The sequence below is a fragment of the Nocardia crassostreae genome (assembly GCF_001613405.1).
Classification (GTDB): domain Bacteria; phylum Actinomycetota; class Actinomycetes; order Mycobacteriales; family Mycobacteriaceae; genus Nocardia; species Nocardia crassostreae.
This window is the reverse complement of record NZ_BDCH01000032.1, coordinates 32,904-48,828: the sequence shown is the minus strand read 5'-3', so window position 1 is coordinate 48,828 and position 15,925 is coordinate 32,904. Positions and strand designations below refer to the sequence as shown.

15 protein-coding genes and 1 pseudogene are annotated in these 15,925 nt (G+C 69.0%); 9 read left to right on the top strand and 7 right to left on the bottom strand.

The features are described 5' to 3' along the window. A pseudogene (locus tag NC4_RS30960) lies at positions 1-951 on the bottom strand (beta-ketoacyl synthase N-terminal-like domain-containing protein); the annotation flags it as partial. 237 nt (positions 952-1,188) lie between these two features. On the opposite strand from NC4_RS30960, the gene NC4_RS30955 reads away from it, so the two are divergent. The 5 genes from NC4_RS30955 to NC4_RS30935 all read left to right on the top strand — a co-directional run bounded on the left by NC4_RS30955 (position 1,189) and on the right by NC4_RS30935 (position 7,376). Beyond that, positions 1,189-1,782 carry a Uma2 family endonuclease gene (locus NC4_RS30955; protein ID WP_067545429.1) on the top strand — a complete coding sequence of 198 codons (594 nt, stop codon included), beginning with the start codon at positions 1,189-1,191 and terminating at the stop codon, positions 1,780-1,782. Between the two features lie 72 nt (positions 1,783-1,854). Continuing rightward, complete coding sequence (gene alaS / locus NC4_RS30950) at positions 1,855-4,524, top strand: alanine--tRNA ligase (protein ID WP_067545426.1); 2,670 nt, start codon at positions 1,855-1,857, stop codon at positions 4,522-4,524. Continuing rightward, positions 4,521-5,105 carry a Holliday junction resolvase RuvX gene (gene ruvX, locus NC4_RS30945; protein WP_245722050.1) on the top strand — a complete coding sequence of 195 codons (585 nt, stop codon included), beginning with the start codon at positions 4,521-4,523 and terminating at the stop codon, positions 5,103-5,105. The genes alaS and ruvX overlap by 4 nt, the downstream gene beginning before the upstream one ends. Further along, complete coding sequence (locus tag NC4_RS30940) at positions 5,102-6,556, top strand: endolytic transglycosylase MltG (RefSeq protein ID WP_067545423.1); 1,455 nt, start codon at positions 5,102-5,104, stop codon at positions 6,554-6,556. The genes ruvX and NC4_RS30940 overlap by 4 nt, the downstream gene beginning before the upstream one ends. Next, positions 6,531-7,376, top strand: coding sequence for a shikimate dehydrogenase (locus NC4_RS30935; protein ID WP_245722049.1), 846 nt, complete (start codon positions 6,531-6,533; stop codon positions 7,374-7,376). The genes NC4_RS30940 and NC4_RS30935 overlap by 26 nt, the downstream gene beginning before the upstream one ends. Here the strand turns inward: NC4_RS30935 and NC4_RS30930 are convergent, their stop codons facing one another. Further along, on the bottom strand, positions 7,377-8,261 hold the full coding sequence (locus tag NC4_RS30930) for an SDR family oxidoreductase (RefSeq protein WP_067545417.1): 885 nt from the start codon (positions 8,259-8,261) through the stop codon (positions 7,377-7,379). 173 nt (positions 8,262-8,434) lie between these two features. Here NC4_RS30930 and NC4_RS30925 point away from each other — a divergent pair, with 173 nt between their 5' ends. Continuing rightward, positions 8,435-9,325, top strand: a complete 891-nt coding sequence (locus tag NC4_RS30925; protein ID WP_157555334.1) for a LysR family transcriptional regulator — start codon at positions 8,435-8,437, stop codon at positions 9,323-9,325. A 15-nt stretch (positions 9,326-9,340) separates the two neighbouring features. Here NC4_RS30925 and NC4_RS30920 read toward each other — a convergent pair whose 3' ends face one another. The 4 genes from NC4_RS30920 to NC4_RS30905 are packed head-to-tail and all read right to left on the bottom strand — an operon-like array spanning position 9,341 to position 12,155. Further along, positions 9,341-10,087, bottom strand: a complete 747-nt coding sequence (locus NC4_RS30920; protein WP_245722048.1) for a phosphotransferase family protein — start codon at positions 10,085-10,087, stop codon at positions 9,341-9,343. Between the two features lie 20 nt (positions 10,088-10,107). Beyond that, positions 10,108-10,560, bottom strand: coding sequence for a DUF3291 domain-containing protein (locus NC4_RS30915; protein WP_067545411.1), 453 nt, complete (start codon positions 10,558-10,560; stop codon positions 10,108-10,110). Positions 10,561-10,574: 14 nt separating this feature from the next. Next, positions 10,575-11,195: a helix-turn-helix transcriptional regulator gene (locus tag NC4_RS30910; protein ID WP_067545408.1), complete on the bottom strand. Its 621-nt coding sequence runs from the start codon at positions 11,193-11,195 to the stop codon at positions 10,575-10,577. 30 nt (positions 11,196-11,225) lie between these two features. Then, positions 11,226-12,155, bottom strand: coding sequence for a zinc-binding dehydrogenase (locus NC4_RS30905; protein ID WP_067545405.1), 930 nt, complete (start codon positions 12,153-12,155; stop codon positions 11,226-11,228). 77 nt (positions 12,156-12,232) lie between these two features. Between NC4_RS30905 and NC4_RS30900 the strand changes: the two genes are divergently transcribed. Genes NC4_RS30900 through NC4_RS30890 form a run of 3 tightly spaced genes read left to right on the top strand, consistent with a single transcriptional unit; the run spans position 12,233 to position 13,939 of the window. Further along, on the top strand, positions 12,233-12,880 hold the full coding sequence (locus tag NC4_RS30900; protein ID WP_067545402.1) for a TetR/AcrR family transcriptional regulator: 648 nt from the start codon (positions 12,233-12,235) through the stop codon (positions 12,878-12,880). Positions 12,881-12,936: 56 nt separating this feature from the next. Further along, positions 12,937-13,419, top strand: a complete 483-nt coding sequence (locus NC4_RS30895) for a B-4DMT family transporter (RefSeq protein WP_245722047.1) — start codon at positions 12,937-12,939, stop codon at positions 13,417-13,419. Between the two features lie 22 nt (positions 13,420-13,441). Next, positions 13,442-13,939: a GNAT family N-acetyltransferase gene (locus tag NC4_RS30890; protein ID WP_067545395.1), complete on the top strand. Its 498-nt coding sequence runs from the start codon at positions 13,442-13,444 to the stop codon at positions 13,937-13,939. Positions 13,940-13,993: 54 nt separating this feature from the next. Here NC4_RS30890 and aroB read toward each other — a convergent pair whose 3' ends face one another. After that, on the bottom strand, positions 13,994-15,112 hold the full coding sequence (gene aroB / locus NC4_RS30885; protein WP_067545393.1) for a 3-dehydroquinate synthase: 1,119 nt from the start codon (positions 15,110-15,112) through the stop codon (positions 13,994-13,996). Positions 15,113-15,925 lie beyond the last annotated feature (813 nt).

Sequence of the window (15,925 nt, the reverse complement as noted above, 5' to 3'; positions counted from 1 at the left end):
GATGGCGTTGGCTTCGGCGGTGTCGCCCACCGAGGTGGCGGTGGCGTGGGCGTTGATGTGGGTGATGTCGGATCGTGACAGGCCCGGGATTTGCATGGCTCTGGTCATGGCGCGCGCGGCACCGGTGCCGTCCGGGTCGGGGGCGACCAGATGGTAGCCGTCGGAGGTGATGCCCGCGCCGAGCAGGCGGGCGAGGATGGTGGCGCCGCGGGCTCGGGCGTGGGCTTCGGTTTCGACGACCATGAGAGCGCCCGCCTCGCCGAAGACGAAGCCGTCGCGGTCGGCGTCGAAGGGGCGGGAAGCGCCCTTCGGGTTGTCATTGCGGGTGCTCATGGCGCGCATCATGGCGAAGGCGGCGATCATGACGGGGTCCAGCGGGCCTTCGACGCCGCCGGTGACGACGATGTCGGCATCGCCCATGACGATCATCTGCCAAGCCTTCGCGATTGCTTCCGATCCGGAGGAGCAGGCCGAGACGGGGGTGATGACCCCGGCGCGGGCGCACAGCTCGAGGCCGACCACCGCGGCCGGGCCATTGGGCATCATCATCTGCACCGCCAGCGGCGACACCTTCCGATAACCACCCGCGGTCATGGCGTCGCGTGCGTGCACCACCGCGTCCGCGCCGCCCTACCCCGTGCCGATCGAGACCGCCAGCCGATCCGGATCGACCTGCGGGCTGCCCGCATTCCGCCATACCTGCCGCCCGAGCACCGTCGCCAGTTGCTCCACATAGGCTATCCGCCGCAATTCCACCCGGCTCAGCAGACTCTCGGGCTTGACTCGCAGCGCACCCCCGATCCGCACCGGCAGCCCATAGGCCCGCACCCACGGATCGGTGAGCTCCTCGATCCCGGATTCCCCCGCGAGCAGCCCGCGCCAGGTGCCGTCGACATCACCGGCGATCGATGTCGAGGCCGCCAGTGCCGTCACCACGACATCCGGAAACATGCCGTCCTCCGCGAACGGATTGCGCACTCGCACGGTGCCCTCCCGCTTTTCCACCCAGTGTGAGCCAGGTCGTACTCGCGAGATACCCGGACAGCGGCGAATTTCTCCAGCTGCGGGGATTCTGCGTGTCGTACAGGTGAGTCCCCGCAAACATTGTCGGCTGCGCGACACTGGTACCTAGGCTGGTCGCGTCGATCCGCGATCCGCCCAGAAGAACGGAGGGATTCGGTGACAGTCATGGCGAATCGGCCGAAGGCTGCGGACCAGCCGCAGATGTCCGTCGCGGACTTCGAGGAGCTAGCGCGTCTGGCACGAAATGCCGAGTTGGGGGCCAGACTCGAATTCATCGACGGGAAGCTGGGGGCGAAGCCGATGCCGGACGGGGATCATGACGAGATCTTCCAATGGCTGCTCGACCAGTTCCGCGAACAGCGCGGTGAGCGCTCGGTGTATCCGGAGGTCGGTCTCAAGGTCGCGGGGTACCGGAGTGGTCGGGCACGCACCGACGCGGTGCTCGCGCCCAAGCGAGCCTTTGCCGGTCAGGGTGAGTGGAAGGATCCCGACCCGGTATTGATGGTGGTGGAAGTTACCTCCTTCGATTCCGATACGGACCGACGCGACCGCAGGGAGAAACCGCGCGCATATGCCGGGGCGGGCATCCCGGTCTATTTGCTGATCGACAGGGACGTCTGTGAGACCTTCGTCTACAGCGGGGTCGTGAACGGGGTGTACTCGTCGACGGTCCACTTGCCGTTCGGATCGAAGGTCGAACTTCCGAAACCGGTAGGGGTGGTGCTCGATACCGAGCCCTTGAAGGATCTCGTTCGCTGAGCCAGGGGTGGGCGGGCCCCGGGCCGGTGGGGGTGAAAACCCGCTGGACCGGGACCGGTAGGCTGGATACCTGTGCAGACCCACGAGATTCGACGGCGCTTTCTGGAGCATTTCGTCCGTGCCGGACATACCGAGGTACCCAGTGCCTCGCTGATCCTGCCCGACCCCAACCTGCTGTTCGTCAACGCAGGCATGGTCCAGTTCAAGCCTTACTTCCTCGGACAGGAAGCGCCGCCGTACTCTCGAGCTACCAGCGTGCAGAAGTGCGTGCGCACCGGTGATATCGAAGAGGTCGGCGTCACCACGCGGCACAACACCTTCTTCCAGATGGCGGGCAACTTCTCCTTCGGCGATTACTTCAAGGAAGGTGCGATCACCTTCGCCTGGGAGCTCATCACCAAGTCGCAGGAAGAGGGCGGCTACGGTTTCGATCCCGAGCGCATCTGGGTGACCGCCTACGAGTCCGATCCGGAGGCCGCCGAGATCTGGGAGCGCGTGGCCGGGATCCCGAAGGAGCGCATCCAGTTCCGCGACGGCAAGGACAACTACTGGGATATGGGCGTGCCCGGTCCCGGCGGTCCCTGCTCGGAGATCTACTTCGACCGCGGCCCGGCCTACGGCAAGGAAGGCGGCCCGGTCGCCGACGAGGATCGCTACCTCGAAATCTGGAACCTGGTGTTCATGCAGGACATCCGCGGTGAGGACAGCCCCAAGCTGGGCTTCCCGCCCATCGGGTCGCTGCCCAAGAAGAATATCGACACCGGTATGGGCGTCGAGCGCGTCGCCATGCTGCTGCAGGGCGTGGAGAACGTCTACGAGACCGATCTGCTGCGCCCCATCATCAACAAGGCCGAGGAGCTGACCGGTAAGTCCTACGGCGTCGAGCACACCGACGACGTGCGCTTCCGTGTCATCGCCGACCATGCCCGCTCGGCGGCCATGCTCATCTCCGACGGCGTGAATCCGGGCAATGACGGCCGCGGCTACGTGCTGCGCCGCCTGCTGCGCCGCATCGTCCGCTCGGCCCGTCTGCTGGGTGCGGACAAGCCGGTCATGGGCGCGTTCATGAAGGTCGTCAGCGACCTCATGTCGCCGTCCTATCCGGAGCTCGCCACCGATTTCAAGCGCATCGAGAATGTCGCCGTCGGTGAGGAGACCGCCTTCCTCAAGACGCTGTCCACCGGCACCAAGCTCTTCGACGAGACAGTCGACGAGGCCAAGGCGCAGGGCAGCAAGAAGATCAGCGGCACCGATGCGTTCACGCTGCACGACACCTACGGCTTCCCCATCGATCTCACCCTGGAGATGGCGGCCGAGGCCGGGCTCGAGGTCGACGAGGCGGGTTTCCGCTCGCTCATGGCCGAACAGCGTCAGCGCGCCAAGGACGACGCCCAGGCCCGTAAGCACGCGCACGCGGATCTGACCGTCTACAAGGAACTGGTCGATCGCGGCGCCACCGAGTTCACCGGTTTCGATGAATTGGCCACCGAGGCAACGGTTCTCGCGCTCATCAAGGACGGCGTGCGCGTCCCGGTCGCCGAGGCCGGTTTCGATGTCGAGGTCATCCTGGACCGTTCCCCGCTGTACGCCGAGTCCGGCGGCCAGATCGCCGACCGCGGCTCCATCTCCTCCTCGCACGGTCTGAAGCTGCGCGTCAACGATGTGCAGAAGATCGCCAAGAAGCTGTGGGTGCACAAGACCACCGTCGAGGCCGGTCAGATCACCGAGGGCGACACCGTCCTCGCGAGCGTCGATCCGGCGTGGCGGCGCGGCGCGACGCAGGGCCACTCCGGCACCCACATGGTGCATGCCGCGCTGCGACAGGTGCTGGGCCCCAACGCCGTTCAGGCCGGTTCGCTCAACAAGCCCGGCTACCTGCGCTTCGACTTCAACTGGCAGGGCGCGCTGTCGGAGCAGCAGAAGGCCGATATCGAGGCCGTCTCCAATGACGCGGTCGCCGACGACTTCGCGGTCAACACCTTCGTCACCGATCTGCCCAGCGCCAAGAAGATGGGCGCGCTGGCCCTGTTCGGCGAGAACTACGGCGACGAGGTGCGCGTCGTGGAGATCGGCGGACCGTTCTCCATGGAGCTGTGCGGCGGTACCCATGTGGGCCACTCGTCGCAAATCGGACCCATCACGGTGCTGGGCGAGTCCTCGGTCGGCTCCGGCATCCGCCGCGTCGAGGCCTTCGTCGGCTTGGACTCCTACAAGTACCTGGCCAAGGAGCGCGCGCTGCTCGCCGGTGTGGCGTCCTCGCTGAAGGTGCCCTCGGAAGAGGTCCCGGCGCGCGTCGAGCAGCTGGTCGAGCGCCTCAAGGTCGCCGAGAAGGAACTCGAGCGCACCAAGATGGCGGCCGTGCTGTCGAGCGCGGGCGCCTTCGTCGAGCAGGCGCAGCGGGTCGGCAAGGTGCTGCTTGTCGCGGCCGCCGCGCCGCAGGGCGTGGGCGCGGGCGATCTGCGCACTCTGGTGCAGGACATCAAGGGCCGCTTCGGTTCCGAGCCCGCCATTGTGGCGCTGCTCGGCAATGCCGACGGCAAGGTGCCCTTCGTCGTGGCGGTCACCAAGGCGGCGCAGGATCTCGGCGTGAAGGCCGGTGATCTGGTGCAGTCCTTCGGTCCGAGCATCGAGGGCCGCGGCGGCGGCAAGCCGGAGATGGCGCAGGGCGCGGGTTCCAACCCGGCCGGTATCGAGGCCGGATTGGCGGCCTTGCGGGCACGGGTGGCCGAGCTCGCCGGGTGATGCACGGTTCCGACTCCTCGGACACACCGGGCGCCTCTTTCGAGGGCGCCCGGACACCGGCAGAAAAAGACGCGCGGTTCGTCTCGGACCGTCCGTCGCCCGCCGCCGATCCCGGACGCGGACGGCGCATTGGCGTCGATGTCGGCACTGTGCGAATCGGTGTCGCCAGTAGCGATCCGGACGGTATTCTCGCCACTCCCGTGGAGACCGTGCCGCGCGCCAAGAAGGTCGCGCCCGGCACGCTCGCACCCGACCTGGCGAGGATTGCCGAGATTGTGCGTGAATACGAAGCCGTTGAAGTGATCGTCGGTCTGCCGCGCACCTTACGCGGAGAATCCGGCTCTTCGGCTAAGCTGGCGGCCACCTTCGCGGGGCGTTTGCGGACCTTGATCGCGCCGGTGCCGGTGCGGCTTTCCGACGAACGTTTGACTACGGTGTCTGCTGCACGCGCGTTGCGGGACAGTGGAGTTCGTGCGCGTGGGCAGCGGCAGGTCATCGATCAGGCGGCCGCCGTATCGATCCTGCAAGTCTGGTTGGACGAACGGAGTGCACTTTTGAAGCCCCGCGGGGATGATGCATGACCGACCGCTGGACGCGAGCCGAGGAACGCTATCGGCAGAACGCGGAGCGCCGCTACCGCCGGGATGATCTGGACTGGTCGGACGCGGACGATTACGAGGACGACACCACCGTCATCCCGCGCTACGAGGACGAGGACGACGAACCGCCGCTCGAGCCCGAGCCGCGTCGTCGTCCCGCACCGCAGCGGGCCGCCGGTGGTCGCCGTCCCGCCTCGCCGCGTTCCGGTGCCCGCTCCTCGGGCGGTCGCGCCGCCGGATCGCGGCAGAAGCGGTCCCGGGTCGCCTCCCGCAAAGCGGCCGAGCGCAAGCGCCGCCGCCGCAATCTGTGGGTCGTCGCGGTCGTATTCGCCCTGCTGATCGCCGCGGGCGTGGGCTTCGTCGCGTGGAAGTTCATGAATCGGCTCAGTCCCGCCGAGGATTTCGCCGCCGGTTCCGCCGGTCCGCTCGCGGTCGTGCAGGTGAAGGATGGCGATACCGCCACCCAGATCGCCGAGGCCATGTACGACAAGGGTGTCGTCGCCAGCAGCGCGGCCTTCTACGAGGCGGCGGTGCGCAACTCCAATATGAACTCGGTGCAGCCCGGGTACTACGCCATCGCCAGCCACAGCCCGGCCGCCGAAGCGGTGACGGCCTTGGTGGGCAAGGGTTCCCGCGTCGGCAATGTGGTCATCTCCGAGGGCCGCCAGCTGCACGACTCCACCGATGTGCACACCGGGGCGCGCAAGGACGGCATCTACCGCAAGATCGCCGACGCCAGCTGCGTGGGCGCCGGGACCGCCGCCAAGTGCGTGACCTACGAACAGCTCGAGGCCGCGGGCACGAATACCGATCCGGCCGCGCTGGGCGTGCCGTCGTGGGCCATGGACCGGGTGCGTTCGGTGCCCGATCGCAGCCGTCAGCTCGAAGGGCTGATCCGTGCGGGCACCCTGGATTTCGATCCCAGCGGCAGCCCGGAGCAGATCCTGAAGCAGCTGGTCACCGAGAGCGCCGCGAGCTACGAATCGACCGGGCTGCTGCAGTCCGGCGGCTCCAACGGCCTGTCGCCCTACGAGACGCTCATTGCCGCCTCCCTGGTGGAACGCGAAGCGCTGCCCAATGACATGTCCAAGGTCGCGCGAGTCATCGTGAACCGCTTGGCCGTCGACCAGCCGCTGCAGTTCGACTCCACCGTCAACTACACCCTCGACAAGACCGAGGTCGCCACCACCGACGCCGACCGGGCCACCAAGACGCCGTGGAACACCTACGCCATGGCCGGTCTGCCCGTGACGCCCATCTCCGCGCCGTCGCTGGATGCGTTGCGCGCCATGGAGAAACCGGAACCCGGTAACTGGCTGTACTTCGTGACCATCGACCAGCAGGGCACGACGCTGTTCACCGACGACTACAACGAGCACCTGCGCAATATCCAGAAGGCAATGCAGAGTGGAATTCTCGACAGTGGCCGGTGAGGTGACAGGGGCCGGTGAGGTTCGCAAGGCCGCCGTCCTGGGCAGCCCGATCGCGCATTCGCGATCGCCGCAACTGCACCTGGCGGCCTACCGCGCACTCGGTCTGAACTGGACCTATGAGCGGATCGAGTGCACCGGTGAGCAATTGCCGGGCCTGGTCGACGGCCTGGGACCCGAATGGGTCGGACTGTCGGTGACCATGCCCGGCAAGGTCGCCGCGCTCGAGTACGCGGGGGAGCGCACCGACCGCGCCGAACTGGTGGGTTCGGCGAACACCCTGGTGCGCACCGCATCCGGGTGGCGCGCGGACTGCACCGATGTCGACGGCGTGCGCGGCGCGCTCCAGGGCGCGGGCGTCGAGGAGATCGAGCGTGCGGTCGTGCTCGGCGCGGGCGGCACGGCCCGCCCCGCCCTGCTGGCCCTCGCCGAATTGGGCGCGCACACCGTCACCATCGTGGCCCGCGACAAGGGCCGCGCCTCCGACACCCTGGAACTCGCCGAGGGCCTGGGCATGTCGGCCGAAGTCATCGACTTCGACCCGGACGGCCTCGGCTTCGTCTGCTCCGACGTCGATGTCGCGGTGAGCACCGTCCCCGCCGATGCCGCTGCGCCCGTGGCGGATTCGGTCGCCAATGCACCTGTAATCCTGGACGCCATCTACAACCCGTGGCCGACACCGTTGGCGGAGGCCGTTATTCGCGCCGGGCACACCGTCGTGAGCGGCCTCGAGATGCTCCTGAACCAGGCCTACGGTCAGGTCGAGCAGTTCACCGGTCAGCCCGCCCCGCGCACGGAAATGGCTGAGGCCCTGAAGGATTGATCAGTTCTCGAAGTAGTGCCCCGCCTCGAGATCCTCGATGAGACCGGGCTGCACGGGCTTCCAGCCGAGTCGCTCCCGCGTCAGCGCGCTCGAGGTGGGGTTGTCGAGCGTGATGAACCGTGCCAGCCATTCGAAATGGCTGGGCGCGTCCGCCGCCATCGACCTCACCGGCAGGCCCAGTCCACGGCCGATCGCCGCCGCGATCTCCCGCACCGGCACGCCCTCGTCGTCCACCGCGTGCACCCGGGTGCCCGCCGGTGCGGGTTCGAGCGCCAGCCGGTATGCCTGTGCGACATCCAGCCGATGCGCCGCGGGCCATCGATTCGCGCCATCGCCGACATAGGCCGAAACACCCGTGGCGCGGGCGGTTCTGATCAATGCGGGGAGGAATCCGTGCCGATCGCCCGGCCCGTGCACCTGTGGCAATCGCACGGCGCAGACGCGCACCCCGCGCTCCGCCCACGCCAGGGCCGCCCGCGCCCCGGCGGTGCGCGGCTGCGCGCCGGTCTCCCCGTCCTCCTCGGTCCCGAGCCGCCCCTCCGGCAGCATGGCGGTCCCCGAGGTGACGATCAGCGGGCGGCCCGAATCCGCCAGTTCGGCGCCGAGCGCGTCGATGGCCGCGCGATCGGTGGCGCAGGCGGCCTCGTAGTCGGCGAAATCGTGAATGAACGCGAGATGGATGACGCCGTCCGCCGCCCGCGCGGCGGCGCGCAGGGAGTCGAGATCCTCCAGTGCGCCTCGATGCGCTTCGGCCCCGGCGGCGGCCAGGGCCGTGGCCGTCGCCTCCGACCGGGCCAGCCCGACCACGTGATGACCGGCCTCGATGAGTTCGGCCACGACGGCGGAGCCGACGAATCCGGTTGCGCCCGTGACGAATACCCGCATGATGTGTTCTCCTTCGCTGAGGATCCGGCGGTCGCCGGTGCCTCCACCCTGCGAGCCGGACGGGCGACCGGTCCAAGACCTGTTTCGCACAGCGCAATACATTTCGGGTATCGCCGCAGTTCATGCCATCTGTCCTGGTGCGGTGTGCAATCGCGGGCCGGTACTGTGGGGTCATGCCCGAATCAGCGCCGGTGGATCTGCGGCTGGTGCGCTACTTCACCGTGGTCGCCGAACACCGGCACTTCGGTCGCGCGGCGGCGGCGCTGCATATCGCCCAACCCTCGCTGAGCCGTCAGATCCGTAGTCTGGAACAGCAATTGGGTGCGCGGCTGCTGGAACGGACCCCGCAGGGCAGCACGCTCACTGAGGCCGGAACGGTCTTCCTGCCTCGGGCGCAAGCCTTGTTGCGCTCGGCCGCCGAGGCCGCGGCCACCACCCGGGCGGCCGCCCGCCCGGGCCGGATCGCCGTCGGCTACACCACTAACCTGATCGTCACGCCCGCGGTGCGTGACCTGCGCCGCCGCCACCCGGAGGTGGAAGTCCGTGCGCTGCACCTGGATTGGAACGATGTGCACACCGCGCTGCTCGAGCATCGGGTGGACGCGGTGCTGGCCCGGCTGCCGTTCCCGTCCGACGACCTGCCCATCACCGTCGTCTACGACGAACCCCGGGTGCTGCTTATCCCGCGCGGTCATCGCCTGGCGGGCAAGGAATCGGTGTCCCTCGACGATATCGCCGACGTACCCGTGCCCCGCCTGCCCGATCCGGCGTGGAATGCCTTCTGGCGCATCGATCCCCGCCCCGACGGCCGCCGCGCCCCCGACGGCCCGCTGGTCGCGGCCGTCGAGGACAAGCTCGAATACATCGCGGATGGGCAGGCCGTCGCGATCGACCCCGCCTGCGTTCCCGCCAGCCCGGACCTCACCACCGTGCCCCTGTCGGACGTCGGCCCCTGCCATGTCGTCGTCGCCACCCGCGCCGACGAGCGCAGGCGCGTGGTCGCCGACTTCCGCCGCTCCGCCGCCCGCCTGCTCGGCCCGGCGAAGACTCTCGCAGGGGCGTGATCAGCCGCTCCGACCTCACATACAGGCTCTCAGCACATCCACCTCGCCGCCGGGCATGAACGGATCGAACCCGTGCTCGACGAGCCAGCGGATCCCCAGCAGACTGCGCAACGACCACCACGCCCGGATCACGTCGAGATCGACCTCGTCGCCGTAACCGGCGACGACATCCCCGAGGCGCTCCCGGTGCCCGAGAGTCAGTGTGGCGAGGTCGAACAGGGCATCGCCCGGCCCCGCCTCGGACCAGTCGAGCACGCCGGTGACCTCGTCACCGTCGACGAATACGTGGGCGACCTGTAGGTCGCCGTGCGTGAAAACCGGTGTCCACGACCGGAGTGCGGTCTCGGCGACCTGGCGGTTGCGCGCGACGAGGTCGGCGGGAAGGACCTCGTTCGTGAGAATCCACTCGCATTCCTCGTCGAGATGCGTCGTGAGCTCGTCCAAACTCCGGCGGGGCCATGGCGGCAGCGGCGCGTCGTGCAGCATTCGAACGGCCGCGCCCGCCGCGGCCCACGCCTGCGGGGACGCGGTCGACGGCTGGCCGAGGCGGCCGAGAGCCGTGCCCGGGACGGGGGCGAGCGCGAGCACGGGCGGCTTCCGCCACAGGATCTCCGGAGTCGGGATCGGCGCCCAGGCCATTGCCGCGACCTCGAGGTCGGCGCGGGACTGATCGGCGTCGATCTTCAGGAAGACCTCCCCGACCCGCAGGGTGGCGCGCTCGTGATGGGCAATGATGACCTCGACCTCGTTCACTCCGACCATTATTGCGGGCAGACGCGGGGCTAGGCGGCCTGCTGGGGTTCGAAGGCGTTGCGGAAGGTGAATGCGTACGGAGTGGGCCCGTGCTCACGGAGGTGCTCCAGGCGTTCGACGCCCTCGTCGAGAGTTGGCTTGTGCCCCAGGGGAATCCACCACAGGGCGATGGGCGGCCGGCCGAGGGGAAGGAACCATTCGCGGCGGCGGCGCAGGAACTCCATATGCCCGCTGCGATAGGTGTAGTCGAACAGCGCGTCGCGCGATTCCCACACGCTCAGGTTCACGATGACGTCCGCATCCCAGCCGTCCGGGCGGAGCGAGAGCGCATTGTCCGACTCGCCGTCGACCATGCGCCAGACGAAACCGGGGGAAGTGTCGGCCAGTTTGTTGATCCGATCGAGGGCGTCGAAGAAGTCGGCGACCTTCGGATCGCCCTGGGGTGCGGCCAACCGGCCGATATTGAGCTCTGCGAGATGCATAATCGGGACTATAACTAACTTTCGTTTGTTTTAGAAAAGCTCACGCAGCATCGTCCCGGCGCCGCATCCATCCGGGCGGTCCATCCGGCCTCCGCGGCCGGGCGCTCGAGCAGCGCCAGATTCATACCGCAGACCAGCGGCGGGAAGTCGACCGCGAGCCGGTGAAAAGGGCAGTTGCGCAAGCGGATCACCGCGCCGTCGGCGAACGGTTCGTAGCCGCGCTCGCGCAGCACCTCCAGGAATTCGCGACCGTCCAGCGACGGACCGTGCGCGGCAGCGGTTTTCGCGATCGCATCCTCGAATCCGGCATGCTTCACCGCCTCCGCGAGCACCTCGGCGACCGTTCGATAGTCGCGGGCGGGCAGGGTGACCGCGAATTCCGCATCCGCGCGCCGATAGAACTTGGCGGGCCGCCCCGACCCGGGCCCGGTCCTGCCCTCCGGACGGCGGAACACCGCATCGAGCAATCCCGCCTCGGCCAGCTTGTCGAGGTGGAACACCGCCAGCGGCCGCTTGATCTCCGCCGCCTCCGCTGCCTCGTCCCGGCTCACATCGTGATCCGCCGCGGCCACGTAGTCGTAGAGCCGTCGGCGGATCGGATCCTGCAATAGCGCGACGGCGTCAATGCTCACCATGCATTTCTACCGCGCGTACCGCACCGGACCTCACCGCACCTCCAGCACCGCCTTGCCGTGCAGGCGGCGGGTGCGCAGCGCCTCGGCGGCCTCCGCGACCCGCGACCAGTCGCCGCGCCAGGTGATGGCCGGGTCCAACGCGCCCGCGGCGACCTGCCCGGCCAGCCAGCTCAGATCCGGCCCGAGGTTCGAACAGGTCAGCAGGAAGAAGGTGACGAGTGAGCGGTCGTGCCGGTCCTGATCGCCGAAAAGCGCTCCGTACGGGAAGATTTCGTCCGCTCCGGCCGAATGGCCGACCGAGACCAGCGTGCCGCCCGCGGACAACCGCTGATACGCGTCGACCAGTTGGCGGCCGCCGACCATATCCACCACGCCGTCGACGGGCGACCGCAGCTCCGCGGGATCGGCGAGAACCTCCGCCGCGCCGAGCGCCCGCAGGCTCGCACCGTGGGCGGCCGGATCACCGGTCGTGGCGATCACCTCCGCGCCACCCAGGCGCGCGAGCTGGACGGCATAGCGGCCGACGCCGCCGGTCGCGCCGGTGATCAGGACCCGCCGCCCGAGAATCGGGCCGAGCCGGTGCAATCCGCGCAGCGCGGACGCGCCCGCCACCGGAATCGTGCTCGCCGCACCGAGGTCCTCATCGGCGGGGACGATGCCGATGAGGTCGGTGTCCACCGCGCGCAGTTCCGCCCACGCCCCGTCCGGTGCGAGCGTCACCACCGGTGTGCCCGCCGCCGGGCCCGATCCGTCGGCGGCGGCCTGCACCACGATCCCCGCCGCATCCCAGCCGGGCACGGTGTCGTCGGGAGCTGCGGTCAGGACGGAGGCGACCTCGCCGTAATTGAGCGATATCGCCGTCACCTGGATCAGCGCTTGATTCGGGGCGGGCTGTGGGTCCGGGACCTTGTCCATGCGCAGGCCGGAGGGGGAGGAATGGTCGACTACCAATGCACGCATGCCAAGAATGTGCCACTGAGTGGCAAAAGCTGTCAAGGCGCGAAAGCCACTCGATGGCGACCGTCCGCTAAGCTCGCATGATGGCTGATGTTGCGACCGACCGGCTGCCGCTGCGTGAACGCAAGAAGGTGCGGACCAGGCAGGCCCTGGTCGACACCGCGCTCGAGCTGTTCACCGAACGCGGGTTCGGCGCCGCCACCCTCGACGAGCTCTGCGATGCCGTCGACATCTCCAAGCGCACGTTCTTCCGCAACTTCACCAGCAAGGAAGACGTCGCCATGGCGCCGTTGCAGGACCTGTGGTCCGCCTTCCTCGCCGAACTCGCGGAGCGCGAAAGTGGCGGCGGCACAGTGCTGGAGCTGGGTCAGGGCGCGCTGCTCGCCGTGGTGGATCGGATGCCGTCCGACGGCTGGGCCGAGCGGGCGCGGCGCAGCTATCGGCTCGCCGATTCGACGCCCGCCATGACCGCGCACAACCTGCAGTTCTGCGACCGCACCACGCGCGACGCGCTGTCGATCCTGCGGGAGCGCTTCGGTCTCGATATCGCCGCCGATCCGCGGCCGCGTCTCGCGATCGACATTCTCGTCGCGGCGTTTCACTGCGCGCTCGACACCTGGACCGTGCGCCCCGAACCCGCCGATGCCGCGAGCTTGTCCGCCGATCTGCGGACCGCGTTCGCGGCCATCCCCGGTGCGCTCACCCTGACCCCGGCTGGTGTCGGCTAAAGTTCTAGAACGAGTTTCAATTCGGCCGGGCGGCCGCGCGGGTTAAGGTGATCGACATGAATGCGTGGGTGTTGCGCGCCGTAGCTCTGGGGGCGCTGACCATTGTGCTGCGAACCCTGCTCGGCTTCGCCATGGTGTACTGGCCGACCGGTGGCTCCTGGATGCGGATCCTGAGTCTGATCATCCTGCTCGCGGCCATTGTCACCTGGGGCGTTCTGGACGGTCGCGCCGACCGCCGCGCCAATCCGGATCCGGAGCGCGGGGCCGACCTCACCATGCGCTGGCTGAAGGCCGGTATCGCGGGCGGGCTCGGCAGCGGGCTGGCCGCCTGGCTGCTGGACTACCTGCCCAAGTTCGACCTGGGCGACAACGGGCTGCTGTTCGAGATCAGCTCGGGCGCGTCGTTCATTATTCTGCTGATCTTCGTTCCCGCCATGATCGGCGTGACCATCGGCCGCTACCTGGTCGGGCGCGAATCCCAGCCCGCCGCGGCCGAGCCGGAAACCATTGCCCTGGAAAAGGAATCGGCCTCGGCCTGACCTCGTCCAAAACAGTGTGCCGATGTCTCCCGAAGTGACCATCCGCCCTGCCGCGCCCGGTGATGCCGACGCGGTCGGCCGGATCTGGTGGCACGGCTGGCGCGATGGCCATCTCGGCAATGTTCCGGATGCGCTGGTCGCCGTGCGCACCGAGGAGTCGTTCGGGACACGCGCGGTCGAACGGGTCGCGGATACCGTCGTCGCCGTGGCCGGTGATGTGGTCGCCGGGTTCGTCATGGTCACCGGCGACGAGGTCGAACAGGTCTACGTTGCGGGCGAGCATCGGGGGAGCGGTATCGCGAACACTCTGCTGGCCGCCGCGGAACAGCAGGTGGCGGCGGGTGGCCACACCCGCGCCTGGCTCGCGGTGGCCCCGGGGAATGCCCGCGCCCGGCGCTTCTACGAACGCAACGGCTGGGCCGATGAGGGCCTGTTCGATTACCCGGCCGCGAGTGCCGACGGGCCGATCGCGGTGCCGTGCCATCGGTACGTCAAACCTGTCGCGCCGCGCGACGCGTGAACGAACAATGCCCGCAGCCGCTTTCGAGCGACTGCGGGCATTGTGGTGCGTGGGTCAGAGCAGGATGCTGCTACCGCCGGGCGACTGCTCGCGGGCAATGGCCGAGTAAGCCGCGGCCAGCAGGCTCGGATCCGGGCCTTCCAGGCGGCCCGGCTTGGCCAGGCCGTCCAGGACGACGAAACGCAGCACGCCGGACTGGGTCTTCTTATCGGTCTGCATGGACTTGAGCAGATCGGGCAGCGCATCGGCGTCATAGCTGATCGGCAGGCCGATGCTGGACAGAATGGCGGCGTGCCGATCGGCCGTGGCATCGTCGAGGCGACCGGCCAGCCGACCGAGCTCCGCCGCGAACACCAGGCCCACCGAGACGGCCGCGCCGTGCCGCCAGCGGTAGCGCTCCCGGCGCTCGATGGCATGCCCGAGCGTGTGCCCGTAGTTGAGGATCTCGCGCAGATCCGATTCCTTGAGATCCGCGGCGACCACATCGGCCTTGACCTGGATGGCGCGCCGGATCAGTTCGGGCAGCACCTCGCCGGTGGGATCGAGCGCGGCCTCGGGATCGCGCTCGACCAGCTCGAGAATGACCGGATCGGCAATGAACCCGGCCTTGATGATCTCGGCCATACCCGCCACGATCTCATTGCGCGGCAACGACTCCAGGGTGACCAGGTCCACCAGCACCGCCGCGGGCTCATGGAAAGACCCGACCAGGTTCTTGCCCGCCTCGGTATTGATACCGGTCTTACCGCCGACGGCCGCATCGACCATGGCCAGCAATGTGGTCGGCACGTGCACGATGCTCACACCGCGCATCCAGGTGGCCGCCACGAACCCGGCCAGATCGGTCGCCGCGCCACCGCCGAGGCTGATGATCACATCCTTGCGGGTGAGCCCGATCCGCCCGAGCACATCCCAGCAGAACCCGGCGACCTGCAGATCCTTCCCCGCCTCGGCATCCGGAATCTCCACCCGATGCGCGTCGATCCCCTTGTCCGCCAACGCCTGCCGCACCGCCTCCGCGGTCTCGGTCAGCGACGGCTGATAGAAGATCGCGACGGTCCGCACCCCGGACCGCCCGGTCACCTCGTCGACCAGCTCGCCCAGCAACCCCCGCCCGACAATCACGGGATACGGGTCGCCGGTGCGGACCTCGATGCGGGTCGGCTCGCTCATAGGTGCTGCTCCGATTCTTCTCGTACGGATTGTTCTGGCATATGCCGCGCCCCGGCCCTCAGCTCTGGATTCTCCTGCGTCCCGGCCCGAGCGCGTGCCCGCGCCCGACGAGCCCGCGCCCGCCGAGAACGCCCCGCACCCGGCGGAGGCGTAGCCCCGGCCGAATCCTGCACGCCCCCCACGGAATCCGAGGAACTGCGGCCACTCTGATCGGCGCCGGATTCCGTGCTGCCGGTGCCCGAGGCGCGCCGGGATCGGCCCGCGCCCGAACCACCGGCGACTGCCATGGTCGGCGAATTGCCGAGTGCGGCGGGAGCGCCGTCCGCCGCGTTGTTTGAGGGCGAATTCGTGCTGGGGGCAGGTGGATTCGTGGGAGCGCCTGTCGCCCGCGAGGCGCGTCGGCGGCGGCGGTTGCTCGTCACGCCGGACCCGGTGGCCTGTGCGGTGCCGGACCCGGTGCCGTGTGTAGCGCCGACGGTGGAGGTGATTTCCGCTGCCGCAGCGGAGTCCGTCATCGCATCGACTCCGGTCGCGGATGCGGAGGTCGCGCCCGAGCGGCGGCCGCGGCGGCGGGAGCGACGGTTGCGCTTGGCGGGTTTCGCGGCATCGGAGGCGGGGTCACCGGCGGAGGGCGGTCCGGCCGCCGCGGCGGAGTCTGCCTCGGCGGTGGTCGAACCCGTTGTCGCGGTGGTCTTCTGGGCGTCGGTGCGGCCGCCGCGGCCACGGCGGCGGCGGGCGCGACGCGAGCGGGCGGCGCCGGTGGTGGGCGTGGTCGGCTCGGTGGCCGAATCCTCCGGGCGCACCACCGATTCC